The following is a 15,888-nucleotide window of genomic DNA, read 5'->3' as shown; positions in this document are numbered from 1 at the left end:
CGCAGCCGAGCGAGCAGCGCACCCGCAATTTGACTCAAGGGTAAGACTTCGTCAGCCGCGCCATGTGCAATCGCCTCTCTGGGCATGCCGAAGACGATGCAACTGGCTTCGTCTTGTACATAGTTATAGCTACCAGCGTCCTTCATTTCACGCATGGCCGCTGCGCCGTCATTGCCCATACCGGTCAGCATGATGCCAAATGCGTTTCGCCCCACCACCGCTGCAGCGGACTTAAAGAGTACCTCAACAGAAGGCTTGTGCCTATTGACTGCAGGGCCGTCGTCCACCACGGCAACATAGTTCGCGCCACTGCGAGCAACATGAAATTGCTTTCCCCCGGGAGCAATATAGGCATGACCTGGGAGGATTCGTTCTCCATTTACCGCTTCTTTGACCGTAATCTGACACAGACCATTGAGCCTGGCGGCGAAGCTCGTCGTGAACCCTGGAGGCATATGCTGGGTGATAACAATGGCGGGCGAGTCAGCTGGCATCTGAACCAAGACTTCTTTGATTGCCTCAGTACCTCCGGTAGACGCACCGATACAAATCAGTTTCTCGGTTGAAAGGCGCCCGAGCAAGCCTCCGGGAGATGCAGATGTAACGGAGGCACCCACGGGATGCAACGGAGCAACAGCAACCGGGATATCTCGAACAGCGCCCCTGCGCACATGAGCCACGGCGGCAATACGAATTTTGTCTACGATCTGCTCCGCAAGATCGTTCAACCCACTTGCCAAACCCACCCTAGGCTTTGCCACGAAATCAATCGCCCCCAGTTCGAGCGCCTTCATAGTGACCTCGGCTCCACGCTCGGTGAGAGTCGAAATCATGACAACTGGCATAGGGCGCAGACGCATCAGACGGCCCAAAAAATCAATGCCATCCATCCGCGGCATCTCAACATCCAGCGTGATGACGTCTGGATTGAGCTCCCGAATCATTTCTCTGGCAATCAAGGGATCATTCGCTGTCCCTATGCACTCCATGTCCCTTTGGCGATTGATGATTTCGGCGAGCAAACTACGCACCAAGGCAGAGTCATCGACCACTACCACCCGAATTTTTTTACTCATCGAACCAACCCTCAATCAAAACAAATCCACCGATCCACCAGAATTACTTTTCGCGACGAGTACAGCATTACCCCGCACTTCTTGTGCAACATCTGGGTGCGCATGAGCCAGTCGCTTGACCATTGCTTTTCCTGTGACTGGAAAAAACACAACCTTCCGCGGATAAATATCCAGCACATCCTCTGACACGATGGGGATTCTCTCAGTATGAAGATAATTGAGCACAAAATTTGTGTTTCTTTCACCCACATTCATCGTGGTGAAATTATGCATAACTTGCGCACCACCAAATATCTTTGCCTGCATTGTTTCACGCCGAGCTCCAAGCTTCAGCATTTCGTTAATTAAAACCTCCATCGCATAAGAGCCATATCGCCCTGAGACATCTGCCATATCACCATCGGGCAACATGAAGTGATTCATACCTCCGACACGGGATCGACTATCCCACAGACATGCCGCGATACAAGAACCCAAAACAGTCATAATAACCAAGTTCTCAGCTGACACGAAGTATTCACCAGGTAATACTTTTACCGCGTTATGCTGAAAATGGTGATCAAGATAAAAAAATGAAGCCTCTCCAGGGCGCCTTGGACGAGCTTTCAATTCCTCTAGAGAAGAATTTTTCACACTCATCACAGAGGAGGAATACACATCAGAACTAAGGGGTGCTATTCTGGGTGCACGACGCCGCTCTAGCAGGCTGCTGAAATACTCCCCGCCGCAGCCCAGCCCACCTCCCCGCTTTTGACGGAACCGCCTGATTTTTCAGCAGTCTGGGCCTGTTTTGCTCGTTTTTGAGCCCTTTTCTTCGCCCTTTACACCCCGCTGGCACCCTGCAGACGCACCTGTCCCAAGGTGCGCATGCGCGTGAGGTTGTACGCAGCCATGTTCAGCACAAACAACTGGTCGACCTTTTGCAGTCCGCGCACCATCACTTGCCGGATGCTGCCGATCATCTTGGCCCAGCCAAAGCCTTGTTCGATCAGCTTTCTCTTTTGCTGGGAGATGGCGTAGCCTTCGCTGTTTGCAATCGCGTCAGGAACTGCCGACTGGCGCCCCGACTTGTTCTGCGCTACATGGGGCAGCACGTTCATCTCTTGCAGCGCGTCGATGAACTCCCTGGCGTCGTAACCCTTGTCTGCGCCCAGCGTGATCGTGATGGGGTCATCGCCGGGCAGTGCCTGTCGCGCATCGTTGATCATGGCCTTGGCCGCTTCGCGCTCTGCATATCCGTCGGCCTGTGTGACCACGGCGCTGACCACCAGCCCGTGGCGGTTGTCGGTGAGTGTGTGGCCCATGAAGCGCAACTCACTGGCCGTCTTGCCCTTGCGGTACAGCCTTGCATCCGCGTCCGTTGTGGACTCGTGGGTGTCGTTGCTGCGCTTTTGGTCTTTGAAGTTCCCCGCGTCGGTATCGTCGTCGCCCTGGCGGTCTTTGCGCACAAAACTCTTGTGGCCCGCCCAGGCCTGGATCAGGGTGCCATCCACGCTGAAGTGCTCGCCCGAGAGCAGTTCCTGCTCCTGGGCTTGTTGCACGATCTGATTGAAGAACTCGATGACCGCATCGTGCTCGATCAGGCGTTCGCGGTTCTTGCTGAAGACGGTGGGCACCCAAACGGCATCGTCCATGGCCAGGCCAATGAACCAGCGAAACAGAAGGTTGTACTGGGTCTGCTCCATGAGCTGGCGCTCCGAGCGCACGCTGTAGAGCACCTGGATGAGCATGGCGCGCAGCAGCTTCTCGGGGGCAATGCTGGGGCGCCCGCCCTTGATGTCGGCCGCATACATCTGGGCAAACAGATCGTCCATCTTCTGCAGGGCCTTGTTGACCATGATGCGGATCACCCGCAGGGGGTGATCAAGGGGCACGAAGTCATCGAGATGGCGCATCGTGAACAGGCTCTCGGTGAAGGTGTCGGCTCCGCGCATGGATGGCTCGTCTGTCTGGTCAGTGGGGGGCTTGATTGTCGCGGCTGGGCGGCTGTCGCGGACTGTCGGTGGGGAGTATTTCAGCAGCCTGCTAGACCTGCCCCAGCACCACTAGAAGCAGAAGAGGATGTGCTTAATCGATTATTGGTCATGGGACAGTTTGAGAGTAGTCTCACCAGACAGAGTCAGCGCCGCTCGTAAACCGTTTTTCCGCGCAGGACAAACAGGTCTTTAGACTCGCTAAAATTTTCCGCATGTCCCACAAATAGAAGCCCTCCAGGCTTAAGGACTCGATGAATTTTTTCCAACACTCTTCTCTGAGTTGCGGCATCGAAATAAATCATTACATTTCGACAAAAAACCACATCGAAGGGCTCCTTGAATGGCCAGTCGTCTCGAATTAAATTGACACTCATAAAGTCAATTAAACGCCTTAATTCAGGCTTAACTCGCACCATCCCTGCATTAGAAGCCTTACCTTTCAAGAAAAACCTCTGTAGTCTTTCCTGGCTCATCCCCTTCATACTATCTATTCTGTAAACACCATTTCCGGCTGTAGCTAGGACTTTGGAGTCAATATCACTAGCTATCAGTTTGAAAGGGGGATTGTTCCCTAAAGCCTCACATGCAGTCATCACTATTGAATAGGGCTCCTCACCCGTAGAAGCGGCATTGCACCATACCTTCCAGGAAGTTCCCGACGGCTTGCTACGCAGGTGAGACGCGAATATTTCGAAGTGATGCTGCTCGCGGAAAAAAGCAGTCAGATTGGTTGTCAATGCATTGACAAACTCTTGCCACTCAGGTCCGTCATTAGATTCAAGCCAACTGAGATAGTCGCTGAAGCTGTCGTGACCTGTTTCCCGGAGTCTGCGGGAGAGTCGGCTGTACACCATGGCGTGCTTACCATCATGTAAGCTGATTCCAGCACGCTTGTAAATAAGGCCTTGAACTCTTGCGAAATCTGCGTTTGTCCAAACAAACTCTCTACCTTGCGCAAGAGGCCCCGTAGGTGCGATTACGTTCGCATCCATCTCTGAGCGATGCGAAGAAGAGCGGTTAATTTTTATGGAATGAGTGGCTTGGGACATGAGTTCATCCAAATAGAAAATCTACCAATGCTCAAATTCAAAGAATCTGTGGCCAACCTATTGACTCATGCATCCTATGCCACGCAGCAGAAGCTTATGGTTCACTCATCATTTGCGGCCAAACCCATATCCGCGTTCGACATTAATTTTTCGATATCAAGCAGGATCAGCATTCTCTCCCCAACAGATCCCAATCCAAGAATACATCCATTATCAATTGCACTCTCAACATCAGGGGCAGATCGAATATTTTCAGCGGACAACTCCATCACATCACTGACAGAGTCAACTACGATTCCAACAACACGGTCACGCAAATTTAAAATTATTACAACCGTAAAACTATTGTAATCCGCCTGAGCACAATTAAATTTAAGCCGCATATCCACGATAGGAACGATAGTTCCGCGCAAATTCACGACACCCTTTATAAAAGCAGGTGCGTTTGCAATACGGGTTGGCTGCTCATACCCTCGTATTTCTTGCACCTTGAGTATGTCAATGCCATACTCCTCCTGATCCAATCTAAAGGTCAGATATTCGCGAGCACCAACATGCACGTTTTCAGAAATTTTAGCAACGAGACTCATAAATACTCCTCAGGACCAGATATTTCAATCAAATCCCCTCAATGCCTAGCACGGCGAACTAGCCCACCAATATCCAAGATCAACGCAACAGTGCCATCACCCAATATTGTTGCACCCGAGACATTCGGAACTTTGCGGTAATTCGATTCCAAGTTTTTAACAACCACTTGGTGCTGCCCCAATAACTCATCCACCAGCAGAGCAACACGGCTTCCATCCGCCTCAACAACCACCATAATGTTGCTAGTTTTATTCAAATCGAATCTAGGGACTTGGAATATCTTCTCCAAAGCTATCACAGGCATATATTCGTCACGAACTTTCACCAGCTGCGATCCTTGGGCAACCGTACTAACGTCATCCGGATTCACTTGGAATGACTCCACCACGGACGAAAGCGGCAGTATGTAGACTTCCTCTCCCACTCCGACTGACATACCATCCATAATTGCAAGGGTCAGTGGCAGGCGCACCGAGACCTTCATCCCATAACCTTCCGCCGAATCAATCTCCACCGATCCATTCAATGCAGCAATATTTCGTTTAACCACATCCATTCCGACACCACGGCCAGATACGTCAGTGACTTCATCTGCCGTCGAAAATCCAGGAGCGAAAATCAGCTGCCACACTTCAGAGTCAGGCATCTGTTCGGATACATCCATTCCCCTCTCCAAGGCCTTCTTGAGTATCTTTTCGCGTGACAGTCCTTTGCCATCATCACGTACGTCAATCACAATAGAGCCCCCTTGATGGGAAGCAGACAGCGTGATAGTTCCGTGCTCAGATTTCCCCTTTGCCAAGCGTTCTGCAGGTAGCTCAATCCCGTGGTCACAGCTATTGCGGACCAAATGGGTAAGAGGGTCAGTAATCTTTTCAACCAGTCCTTTATCCAACTCAGTCGCCTCACCAAGAGTGACAAGCTCTACCTTCTTGCCCAGCTTGTTTGCCAAGTCCCGTAACATACGAGGAAAACGGCTGAAGACTATCGACATAGGAATCATCCGAATGGACATCACAGATTCTTGCAAATCTCGAGTGTTTCGATCCAAATCCGCCAGTCCCGCCAGTAACTGCTGGTACGCACCAGCATCCAAACCACGGCTATTTTGAGCCAACATCGCTTGGGTAATCACCAATTCACCGACCAAATTAATGAGCTGATCCACTTTATTCACTGCAACGCGAATAGTGGTGGACTCCATCTGGGCTTGTGTGGAAACCTTAGGTTCAACCGCCTTCGTCACTACAGCAGTTTTTACTTGTGGAACGCCTTCCGCAGAGGGCGCACGTGGAGGCAGCGGAGCGGGGGCTCCGGGCGCGTCGCTGAAGAAGCCATAAGCCACTTCCGAAGCACCATCAATTGGAGACGCTCCAACTTTCGCTGCGTCAACGAAGCGGACTTGGTCCTTGGACACATGGAATGCGAACAAATCCAGCAAATCATCAGTAGAAGAGGTTGTTTCTACTGCAAATACGCGCATACCGGGGATCGAAGCGGGTATGTCTTGGATAGTGCCCAAGCCCGCGATATCACGGAACAGATCCTTGATAGCGTCTGCTTGCTCTGTGCGATCTAGTGGACCCACATGAATTTCCAGCTGCCGCAACTGGCCAGGCACGTGAGGGGCCAACGCGGGTGCTGCAACTACTGAAACAGGAGACGGCTCAGGGTTCACGGGTACTGGCGCATCCTGTGCGCGCACTGGAGCAACCTCCATATCGGTTGGTAGAAGTCCTGCAGCCAGATCACTGATTCGCTTCACCAAAGCAGTCGTAGAAACTGCCTCTCCCTGGCCTCCTGCTTGATGGCGGGCAAGCAAACTCCGTGATGCATCTGCGGACTCAAGCAAAACATCAACCATTTCTGGAATAGGTTGCAACTCGTGCCGACGCAGTTTGTCCAACAAGGATTCCATCTGATGGGTTAGCTCCGCTACATCAGAAAACCCAAAGGTCGCAGCACCGCCCTTGATGGAATGAGCACAGCGGAAAATTCCGTTGAGTTCCTCATCGTTAGCATTACTGAAATCTAAATTCAAGAGCATTTGCTCCATCTGATCAAGATTTTCCACCGCCTCTTCGAAGAAGATTTGGTAAAACTGACTCAGATCAAAATCAGCGCCTGATCCAGATCCTTCTTGGTAATTTTCTGCCATAGTTGGCTCCTAATTGGTAGCTGTGATTTGAAGCCGTGTTAACGGATTACCTTCTGAATAACCTCAATTAACCTATTGGGGTCAAAAGGCTTCACCAGCCACCCAGTCGCACCAGCAGAACGCCCCGCCTGCTTCATCTGATCGCTGGACTCAGTCGTCAAGATCAAAATCGGGATAGTTTTGAATTTGGGGTGTTCGCGCAGTTTGCGCGTAAGCCCAATCCCATCCAAGCGAGGCATGTTCTGATCTGCCAAAACCAAATGGATGTCATGGGTTTCCGCCTTTTCAAGGGCATCTTGCCCGTCCACCGCCTCCACTACGTGATAACCCGCACCAGTTAAGGTGAAGGACACCATTTTTCGCATGGATGGTGAATCATCTACGGCAAGTATTGATTGCATGTAAGGCTCCAACTGACTTGAATATTTAGATTAGCCAATCACGTAACGATCAAAATAGATCGACGGAACCAGCATCCATTTCGCTTTGAGTTACAGGGTTGGGTCTATCAGGGGCCATTTCAGCGAACGGGGCAGCCTCCTCACCCTCTTCATGTCCCATGGCCTCCGAAGCCAACCGAAAGGCACAGCCCTGCAGCACTTTGGTGGTGTGCCAGATCAACTGAGATGCCATGTCCTGAAACTGCAATTCTGTGACCGCACTACGCAGCGCATTTCTTACAGCAAGCAGCTCCGGCGAATCAGCAACAAAAGAATCTGTCAAAACAGCATTGGCCTCGCCAAATCTTTCGAGCAAGTTGTCTGTTGCATGACTAAGCAATCCCTCCAATCGATGTAGGTCGTGCATCACCACCAGCAAAGAGTCTTGCAGTTCGGCTGCCACCATGACAGGGACTTGAACCCCTGGTCCATCAGGCGTTGTTAGCGTAGATTGCATCGTCTCTCCATCGCAAAAATCAGCAGCAAAGCACTAGTGCCATCACAGAAGCCTGCGTTGATTTGAGATTTACACAAAGTAAACCCAATTACCCGCGAACCATTGGACGCTCACCCACCAACCCTCTCAACCGGACAAACACCCTTGTTTGTTCCAAAATGTATCCTATGATACCCCTCCTATGGTCAAGATAGCGTCAGAGCAACGCCTTCGCGTACTACATCTCGAAGACTCGCCCGCCGACCAAAGTTTGGTGCGCCGCATCATGGTTAAGTCGTATCCATTGGCGGAGGTACTCCATGTTGATTCACTGGAGGCATTCCTTGATCGGTTACATCAAACTCACATCGACATCATCCTAGCGGACTACCGGCTCAACGGATTTACAGCGCTTGATGCATGGCAACATGTTGTGCAATTGCCTAATCCCCCCCCGTTTGTGCTGCTTTCGGGGGCGATAGGGGAAGCTGCTGCGGTGGACGTCATGCGGCTGGGGATTTCAGATTACCTCTTGAAAGATGACATAGCTCGCCTCCCCCACGTCGCGGCAAGAGCACTGGAAGTTCATCATGCCAAGAAAGAGCGTGCATTGGCGGTTAGTCGCCTCGCAGAGTCGGAGGCACAACTGGCTGCACTGACAGAACATCTCCAAACCTCCATTGAGCAAGAGCGCGCTTGCATTGCAAGGGAAATCCACGACGACATAGGCGGAGCCCTGACAGCTGTCAAATTTGACATCGCGTGGATTGGTAGACATGCTGATACGCCAGAGATGAAAGAGCATGCCGTAGCTGCGTCTGAAATGCTGCAACACGCTATCGGAGCCAGCCAACGTATCATGATGAACTTGCGCCCTCCTATCCTTGAGCAAGGCCTGGTCGCGGCGGTCCGCTGGCTAGCCAGCGGTTTTGAACGAAGAACCGGCGCATCAACAACGGTGTGCGTGGCAAACGAGCAAATGCAAGTAGCTTCCGACGTGCAACTGGTGGCTTATCGCACGACCCAGGAAGCTCTCACGAACGCTGCAAAATACGCAAGTCCCAGTAAAGTGGTCATTGACCTGTCAGATCGCGAAGGCGTTTTGACATTGGAAATTGCAGACGATGGTTGCGGCATGTCGCCCGAAATGCGCATGAAGCCCAAAGCTTTCGGGTTGAAAGGTCTGCAAGAGAGAGCCCGCACGGTGGGAGGCTGGCTAGACATCAGCAGTCAGCTTGGAAAAGGGACATGCATAACGCTGACAGTTCCAATCACAGCCACTGCGGCTCATTCAACAGAAGAGTTCTAAAGTGATTAACGTCGTTCTCTGTGATGACCACGCTGTCTTGCGTCGGGGTATTCGCGATACATTGATGGAAGCACACGACATTACTGTGACAGGCGAAGCGGGCAGTTATCCTGAGTTGCGGGAGGTTCTGCGCACATCACCCTGCGACGTTTTGCTCTTGGACCTGAATATGCCAGGGCGCAGCGGGCTCGAGGTGTTGGCAAGCCTGAAGGAAACCAATTCCGAAATCAAAGTTCTGATAGTTTCTATGTACCCGGAAGATCAGTATGCACTGCGCTGCCTCAAGGCTGGAGCGCAAGGCTACGCTAACAAAGCGGGTGATCCCATGGAACTGATTGCAGCGGTACGAACGGTGGTGCAGGGACGAAAGTACCTCACAGCAGAAGTAGCCCAAATGCTCGCTGAAAGCGTGGCGCAACCCACACTTGAAACACCACATTCAGCACTATCCGAACGTGAGCTGCAAACTCTTGTCAAAATTGCCTCAGGCCGCCGTCTCTCTGACATCGCGGAGGAGCTTATGTTGAGCCCCAAAACAGTGAGCGTCTACCGCGCCAGAGTTTTGGAGAAACTGCAACTCACCAACAATGCTGAGTTGACGGTTTATGCCATACGCAATCAGCTGGTCTGACCCGCCACTGGATCGAAGACAAACACCTTGGTAACAAGGCCCAGATAGTGCTGTCGATTACTACCGTTGGGCTGCAAAAATATTCATGGCCTGCTGCATCAGCGTAAGCATGGGCTGCTCCAGCATGGGCAGGGTGGCGGTGATGCCCAGCATGCCCACGGTCAGCGTCACAGGGAACCCCACCGCATAAATGTTCATTTGCGGCGCTACTCGCGAAATAACGCCCAAGGTAAGGTTTACGAACAGCAGTAGCGCAATCATAGGCAGCGCAATCCATAAAGCACTGGAGAACAGCGAAGCGCCCAGCTCATACAAGCGCATCTGATTTAAAGCTGCTAAAAAATTCCCATTCACGGGGAATCGCTCAAAGCTCTTCACTACCGCCAGAACTACCAACAAGTGGCCGTTGATCGCAATGAACAACAACATTGCGATATTTCCAAAAAAACGGGCCACTGCACTGACTTGGGCATTGCTGGTGGGATCGAAAAATGATGCGAAATTGAGCCCCATCTGGAGGCCAATGATTTCTCCAGCCAACTCTACAGACGAGAACACCAGTCGCACGGCGAAGCCGATTGCCAACCCTACAACCACCTGCTGCACAACGACTCCGATGGCCTCACGTCCGTTGATATCGACAATCGGTTGTTCAGGCAGGATCCCTTGCGCGCACACTGCCACCAGAAAAGCCAAGCCGACCTTCGCCCGCGTGGGTATCACACGCATGGAGAAAATAGGAGCTACGGTAAAAACAGCCAGAACGCGTAAAAAAGGCCAAAGCACAGGAGACAGCCACGCCATCAACTGTGCCTCGTTGAAAGTAATCACGACCCTGAAATCCTTGTGCTAACCAACCACGGAAGGAATCGATTCAATCGTTCTGCGCAAGTAATCCACCAAGGTGCTAATCATCCACGGCCCGGCGATGGCAAAGACCACCATAGCGGCGATCAGCTTGGGCACAAACGCCAGCGTTGCCTCCTGAATTTGTGTGACCGCTTGAAAGATGCTGACGACCAAACCAACCGCCATCACGACTCCTAACACAGGCATGGAGATCATGAGCAGCAAGGTCAAGGCATCTCGCCCGAGGGTCAAAACCATTTGGGATGTCATGCCAGAACCTCTCAATCAAGTAACGAAACTGGCTGCCAAAGAGCCCAAAAGCAGGTTCCATCCGTCAGCCAAAACAAAAAGCATCAGCTTGAATGGGAGTGCGACCAACACCGGTGACAGCATTATCATGCCTAGTGACATCAAAATGCTGGACACCACCATATCAATCACCAAAAACGGTATGAAGATCATGAATCCAATCTGGAACGCTGACTTCAACTCACTCGTTACAAACGCAGGTACTAAAACGCGCAAGGGTGCCGTTTCTGCTGTCACCTCTGGATTGAGACGAGCCAGCCGAGAGAAAAGTGCGAAGTCTGATTGGCGTGTTTGCTTCAACATGAATTCACGCATGGGTGCTTCGGCTTTTTGCAAAGCCTGCTCAAAACCCAGAGTGTTGTTCGTATAAGGTAAATAGGCTTCCTGATAGACACGATCTAGCGTTGGCCCCATCACAAACATCGTCAAGAAAAGCGATAGACCAATAATCACCTGATTTGGTGGAGCTGACTGGGTACCGATAGCCTGCCTCAACAATGACAAGACAATCACGATACGGGTAAAACCCGTCATCAACAGAAGTACCGCAGGCAAAAAAGACAGTGCCGTGAAAAATAGCAATGTCTGAATAGGCACAGAGTAGCTATTACCACCTGAGCCCGTTCCTATTAACACGGGTAAGGCTCCTGCTGCCGTCTGTGCTGCGGCCACGGAGCTGAACAACACTCCGACCGTCAGGACGACGACTCCGGCCCCAGCCGGCAGCAAGGCTTTAAGCCAACAACGACCGAGGGACAGATTAGCCATCTGACTCTTTCGGCATCGATGCGCGAGCCATCTCTTGTGCGAAAGATGCGGGCTGCTGCTCCGGTGAGGCAGGCACCGGAGTAGAAAATAAGCAGTTGATATGTTGAGAGGTCACACCTAAGACCAGTAAGGTGCGAGAGTGCTCAGGCCCAACCTCCAGCGTCACAACTCGCTGCTGAGGTCCCACCGCTACGGTAGAGACGATTTTGGATGCAGTGATCGCTCCCCCAGCAATACCTCGTGATGCTTGACGCTGCTGAGCCCAGCGCACTACCCATGGCAAACAAGCCATTCCGGCAATGAACAAAACCACCACGCCCAGTGTTTGCGCCATATTTGGGCTATCCACGGCTAGCTCGCCTCAGCCGCTCTGAAGGGGTCACCACATCGGTGAGACGAATACCAAACTTGTCATTCACCACCACGACTTCACCCTGGGCAATCAAGTACCCGTTGACCAGCACATCCATGGGCTCACCGGCAAGAGCGTCCAGCTCCACAACGGATCCCTGTGCGAGCTGCAAGATGTACTTGATGGGGACTTTGGTACGTCCCAACTCCACAGAGAGCTGAACAGGAATGTCCAACACCATATTGATGTCGTTGACCGGGGCATCGTTGCTGCTGGAGAAAGGACGCACGGGTTCACCAGACAACGGTCCGCCCTGCTCAGCATCTCCTGGTGCGTTGTCGCGCTTTTGTTCCTCAAGCGCTTCGGCCCACCCCGCAAACGGATCGTCTGCGGCGTCTGCGGCATTGTTGTCATTGTTGTTTTCTTCAGTTGACATCTTTTTCTCCAAGCCAGCTCATATCCGCATTGCGCAGGCATTCTTCGATGCGAATTGCATATTTCGAGTTGTGCGTCCCATATTGACATTCAAAAATAGGAACACCGCCGATCGATGCCTTGATGCGAGGCTCGCGATCCAACTCAATGAAATCTCCGGGTTTCATGGCCAACAATTGCTCCACAGTGGCATCAGCCTTGGCCAACTCTGCCACTAGCACCACCTCGGCAGCTTGAATTTCCCGGGTCAGCACTCGAACCCAACGGCGATCCACTTCGATGGAGTCACCTTGGGTAGATGAATAGAGCACATCCCGGATCGGCTCCAGCGTTGCGTACGGCATGCAAACGTGGATGGCGCCTGAAAGATCGCCAATTTCTAATTGAAACGCCGTCGAGACAACAATCTCACTGGGCGTAGCAATATTGGCAAACTGCGGCTGCATTTCAGACCGCTGGTACTCCAGTTCCAATGGATAAATACCATGCCAAGCCTTTTTGTATTCGACACAAATGACATCAACCAAGCGGTTGATCACACGCTGTTCTGTGGGTGAAAAATCACGGCCCTCAATACGAGTCTGAAACTTTCCCACTCCGCCGTATAGCGTGTCGATGATCCCAAAAACGAGCGATGGCTCACAGACGATCAAACCGCTACCGCGCAAAGGCCTGACAGCAACAATATTGAAGTTTGTGGGAACCGCTAGCTCACGCAGGAACGCGCTGTAGCGCTGCACAGCCACCGTTCCGACGGAAATTTCAGGGCTCCTGCGGATGAAGTTGAAAAGCCCAATACGAAAATTACGCGCAAAGCGTTCGTTCACGATTTCCATCGTGGGCATACGCCCACGAACGATACGCTCTTGGCTGGAAATGTCGTAGTTTCGAACAGATCCAGCTTCTGCGACTTCTTCTACAGATTTCTGGCTTTCACCAGTGACACCTTCAAGAAGTGCATCAACTTCTTCTTGCGACAGAAATGAATCACTCATACATGACTCCTAGGCGTGTCACTGAATGATGAAGTTTGAAAAAAGCACACGTTTCACAGGATTCTTCTCCGCCCGGATACGGGCAGCGCGATCCTCCGCTTCTTCATCCTCGGAATCCCCAGGAGTACGCTTCTTGGGAATGGGCACATTAAACCCCAACGGTTTGGACACTTCTCGATGAATGTCACGTGCGAGCTTTTCCTTACCCTCTCGTTGAAGCAGCTCCTCAGAAGTGCGTTGGGATACCAGCATCAAGATGCCGCTGCGAATAGAGGGCATGTATTGCTTGACCAAATCCGCAGTTTTAGCATCAGCCACCTCCAGGGTGATACCAATCTGCGCAAACCGTTCTCCCCCTGGGTCGGCCAGATTAACCACCATATTTTCGATGGGAAGAAACGTCGGGGGCGTTTTAGCACTCTCTTTGGCCGCAACAGGCTCCTCGACCTCCTCGTCCTTCGGGTGAGAGCGGCTAGACAACAACCAGGCGGCAGCGCCACCTGCCACCACAAGCAAGGCAACCACCACGATGATGATGATCATCATCTTCTTGCTTTTGGGTTTCTCCTTGGCCGGAGCGGCTGGGGCGTTGGCAGACACGGGTCGATTCCTTGCTGTGTGGGGTGAGCCAACCATGCACGTTGTGACGGTGGCAGGCTACTCACTTAAATTGTCGGATGATCAGGCGACCGATAATAGCCAGAATAAAAGCCCAAACACATGGCTGTATCACACCTCATCTGCCCATGACTCGCGGGTCTGGGCGAGACACGGAAAGCCCTCACACAAAGACATCAATCGCACCGCGCCCAGTTTGGATGTGATTTGCTCGCACAGAAATACCTTCAGCAGCAACCACCGTGGTCTGCCCCGCCTTTGGGGTACGCCCCTGAGACGGCTCACCACTGGAGCGTCCATCACGTGCAGACGTGCCCACGCTTGCACCTGACAGTACTAAACCCTGCCCGCGCAACATCTCACTCAATTGCGCCATGCTGGCATCCAGCAGCTGCCTTGTCTGCTCCTGGTCGCTGCGGAACGCGACCTGGGCCTCGTTGCCCGAGAGCGTAACGGAGACTTCTACAGGCTGCCCATCCCTGGAAACCGTCATTTCTGCGCTCTGCACCTTCTGGTTCACCCAATATGTGACTTGCTCTGCTAGCGCATCCTCTGCGGCAAAGAGAGCCATCGCGTCAAAGGAAGCTGCCTCCCCGGCAGGTAACGGAACCTCAACTTGAGCTCCATCCTGAGCGCCTTCATTACCAGCGCCGGTGTTACCCAAGTCCGACAGCCGCGCGGGTTCGCTCCCACGTTCAGGTACCAGAGGAAGAACCTGTCCGTTCAGGACGGAAGTGTCCTCTCCCTCCATCAATCCCAAGAACGTAGGCGAACTACCCGCTGCGTGCACCCCAACAGCCGAAAGCCCTCCCGCCTCTCGCAGTGAAGCCACAGATGAAGTAGCCAAGGCAACAGACAAGCCATCTGCAGCACTTGCGAGAGTTTTGGCAAGGTCACTTGACAACCCTTTGGTCAGCAGCATGCTTGCACCTGCACTCAAAGGCTCACCCCGCTGCGCCAACGCCGCAGTTGCACGAGTGCCGACGGGCCTCCCCAGGCTAAGAGCAGATGCAGCGAGGTCCCCGTCCTTGACATCGCCAAGCCTGTCCAGCGCAGTGGTTTGAGCAACCAAACCGCCATCTGGAAGATCCATATTCCAAGAAAGCCCTGCACCCCCACCTTCTGTAGACAGTGACCGAGCGCCCAAAAGGCTACTTGCCGCTACTCCTTGCATTTGCATAAGCATCCCAGGGTCTGTTCCCTGAATAGCCACTAAGCCAGCGTCCTCCGGCTGGAGATCCAAGCGTTCATCAGCTTCTGGGCTTTGCTCCAGTGCAGCCATCAGCGCCAAAAAACCCCCTTGTCCGGCGGCCTCTTGAGCCGCTTCGTCGGAAGGTTTGGCCATCGTCTTCCCACGCACTGGCGCGCTCCCCCCTTGTGGTGAGTGAGAGCTTCCAACTCGAGACTGTTCCATTTCAACCCTCCTGACCCAAAGGTCCAATCGCATTACTGTGGTACTTGATCGCCGCGCGCTCGTCTGTTTGCTTCTGGTCACGCCGCGCTTGCTGCAGTTCGATTTCCTTGCGACGAGCTGCCAACACTTTTCGCAGGCTCGCCAGCCGCAATTCGGCGGCCAGCACTTGGCGTGAAGCTGCCTCGATGCGCTGCAGGTGGTCTGCCACCACACCAGACTGCAATCCAGCTGCGTGCCCAAGTCGCCCCATAAATTGGTGATGGTGATACATCACTTCCGGCTTAAGGCTCGCGCCCTCTTTAGCGCCCCAACGCTCTTGTATTTCTTCTGCATAGCCTTCCAACTGAGACAGCTGTCCCTGCGCGGCCTGACACGCAGCTTGTGCGTTTTGGAGAACTTGGCGCACCTCATCGCGCTTGCGCTCCGCAACACTCACAGCAACCATCAACGCTTTCAGCACAGACATCGCGTATCTCTTTCTG

The 15,888-nt window shown here is 52.7% G+C and carries 19 protein-coding genes (1 of these 19 cut by a window edge); 2 read left to right on the top strand and 17 right to left on the bottom strand.

The genetic code is table 11. The features are described 5' to 3' along the window. From BDD18_RS11810 to BDD18_RS11775, 8 genes are all read right to left on the bottom strand, one after another. Positions 1 to 1,076, bottom strand: partial view of a protein-glutamate methylesterase/protein-glutamine glutaminase gene (locus BDD18_RS11810; protein ID WP_066696542.1) — the 5' portion only. It extends 34 nt beyond the left edge of the window; the window shows 1,076 of its 1,110 coding nt (coding positions 1–1,076); it begins with the start codon at positions 1,074 to 1,076; the stop codon falls past the left edge of the window. Between the two features lie 15 nt (positions 1,077 to 1,091). After that, entirely contained in the window at positions 1,092 to 1,715 is a 624-nt protein-coding gene (cheD, locus tag BDD18_RS11805; protein ID WP_142083369.1) for a chemoreceptor glutamine deamidase CheD, read from the bottom strand. A 182-nt stretch (positions 1,716 to 1,897) separates the two neighbouring features. After that, a complete protein-coding gene (locus BDD18_RS11800; protein ID WP_125958936.1) occupies positions 1,898 to 3,010 on the bottom strand; it encodes an IS5 family transposase in 1,113 nt (370 codons plus the stop codon). 185 nt (positions 3,011 to 3,195) lie between these two features. After that, complete coding sequence (locus BDD18_RS11795) at positions 3,196 to 4,044, bottom strand: CheR family methyltransferase (RefSeq protein WP_142084074.1); 849 nt, start codon at positions 4,042 to 4,044, stop codon at positions 3,196 to 3,198. A 158-nt stretch (positions 4,045 to 4,202) separates the two neighbouring features. Next, positions 4,203 to 4,691, bottom strand: coding sequence for a chemotaxis protein CheW (locus BDD18_RS11790; RefSeq protein ID WP_066696544.1), 489 nt, complete (start codon positions 4,689 to 4,691; stop codon positions 4,203 to 4,205). Between the two features lie 38 nt (positions 4,692 to 4,729). Continuing rightward, positions 4,730 to 6,850, bottom strand: a complete 2,121-nt coding sequence (locus BDD18_RS11785) for a chemotaxis protein CheW (protein ID WP_142083368.1) — start codon at positions 6,848 to 6,850, stop codon at positions 4,730 to 4,732. Positions 6,851 to 6,888: 38 nt separating this feature from the next. Then, positions 6,889 to 7,251: a response regulator gene (locus tag BDD18_RS11780; RefSeq protein WP_044402276.1), complete on the bottom strand. Its 363-nt coding sequence runs from the start codon at positions 7,249 to 7,251 to the stop codon at positions 6,889 to 6,891. A 49-nt stretch (positions 7,252 to 7,300) separates the two neighbouring features. Next, the gene (locus BDD18_RS11775) at positions 7,301 to 7,747 is read right to left on the bottom strand and encodes a hypothetical protein (RefSeq protein WP_066696546.1); all 447 of its coding nucleotides are present in this window, start codon (positions 7,745 to 7,747) and stop codon (positions 7,301 to 7,303) included. A gap of 181 nt (positions 7,748 to 7,928) precedes the next feature. On the opposite strand from BDD18_RS11775, the gene BDD18_RS11770 reads away from it, so the two are divergent. Both BDD18_RS11770 and BDD18_RS11765 read left to right on the top strand, forming a co-directional pair. Continuing rightward, positions 7,929 to 9,035 carry a hybrid sensor histidine kinase/response regulator gene (locus BDD18_RS11770; RefSeq protein ID WP_066696548.1) on the top strand — a complete coding sequence of 369 codons (1,107 nt, stop codon included), beginning with the start codon at positions 7,929 to 7,931 and terminating at the stop codon, positions 9,033 to 9,035. A gap of 1 nt (position 9,036) precedes the next feature. Beyond that, entirely contained in the window at positions 9,037 to 9,666 is a 630-nt protein-coding gene (locus tag BDD18_RS11765) for a response regulator (RefSeq protein ID WP_066696567.1), read from the top strand. 60 nt (positions 9,667 to 9,726) lie between these two features. Here the strand turns inward: BDD18_RS11765 and fliR are convergent, their stop codons facing one another. The 9 genes from fliR to fliJ all read right to left on the bottom strand — a co-directional run bounded on the left by fliR (position 9,727) and on the right by fliJ (position 15,872). After that, entirely contained in the window at positions 9,727 to 10,497 is a 771-nt protein-coding gene (gene fliR, locus BDD18_RS11760) for a flagellar biosynthetic protein FliR (RefSeq protein WP_142083366.1), read from the bottom strand. 18 nt (positions 10,498 to 10,515) lie between these two features. Beyond that, the gene (gene fliQ / locus BDD18_RS11755; protein ID WP_142083364.1) at positions 10,516 to 10,785 is read right to left on the bottom strand and encodes a flagellar biosynthesis protein FliQ; all 270 of its coding nucleotides are present in this window, start codon (positions 10,783 to 10,785) and stop codon (positions 10,516 to 10,518) included. Between the two features lie 15 nt (positions 10,786 to 10,800). Beyond that, a complete protein-coding gene (gene fliP / locus BDD18_RS11750) occupies positions 10,801 to 11,592 on the bottom strand; it encodes a flagellar type III secretion system pore protein FliP (protein WP_082758812.1) in 792 nt (263 codons plus the stop codon). Beyond that, the gene (locus BDD18_RS11745) at positions 11,585 to 11,884 is read right to left on the bottom strand and encodes a FliO/MopB family protein (protein ID WP_337931936.1); all 300 of its coding nucleotides are present in this window, start codon (positions 11,882 to 11,884) and stop codon (positions 11,585 to 11,587) included. The genes fliP and BDD18_RS11745 overlap by 8 nt, the downstream gene beginning before the upstream one ends. 49 nt (positions 11,885 to 11,933) lie before the next feature. Continuing rightward, positions 11,934 to 12,380 carry a flagellar motor switch protein FliN gene (gene fliN / locus BDD18_RS11740; RefSeq protein ID WP_066696581.1) on the bottom strand — a complete coding sequence of 149 codons (447 nt, stop codon included), beginning with the start codon at positions 12,378 to 12,380 and terminating at the stop codon, positions 11,934 to 11,936. Further along, positions 12,370 to 13,374 (bottom strand): flagellar motor switch protein FliM, encoded by a 1,005-nt coding sequence (fliM, locus tag BDD18_RS11735; protein WP_142083362.1) that lies wholly within the window; start codon positions 13,372 to 13,374, stop codon positions 12,370 to 12,372. The genes fliN and fliM overlap by 11 nt, the downstream gene beginning before the upstream one ends. A gap of 18 nt (positions 13,375 to 13,392) precedes the next feature. Further along, a complete protein-coding gene (locus BDD18_RS11730; RefSeq protein WP_240485387.1) occupies positions 13,393 to 13,974 on the bottom strand; it encodes a flagellar basal body-associated FliL family protein in 582 nt (193 codons plus the stop codon). 181 nt (positions 13,975 to 14,155) lie between these two features. Further along, positions 14,156 to 15,337: a flagellar hook-length control protein FliK gene (locus BDD18_RS22500; RefSeq protein ID WP_244939075.1), complete on the bottom strand. Its 1,182-nt coding sequence runs from the start codon at positions 15,335 to 15,337 to the stop codon at positions 14,156 to 14,158. A 70-nt stretch (positions 15,338 to 15,407) separates the two neighbouring features. Further along, positions 15,408 to 15,872 (bottom strand): flagellar export protein FliJ, encoded by a 465-nt coding sequence (gene fliJ / locus BDD18_RS11720; RefSeq protein ID WP_142083361.1) that lies wholly within the window; start codon positions 15,870 to 15,872, stop codon positions 15,408 to 15,410. Positions 15,873 to 15,888: the final 16 nt, after the last annotated feature.

It is taken from the genome of Acidovorax temperans (genome assembly GCF_006716905.1).
Lineage (GTDB): Bacteria > Pseudomonadota > Gammaproteobacteria > Burkholderiales > Burkholderiaceae_C > Acidovorax > Acidovorax temperans.
The sequence above is the reverse complement of the archived record's forward strand: the minus strand, read 5'-3'. Positions and strand labels throughout refer to the sequence as shown.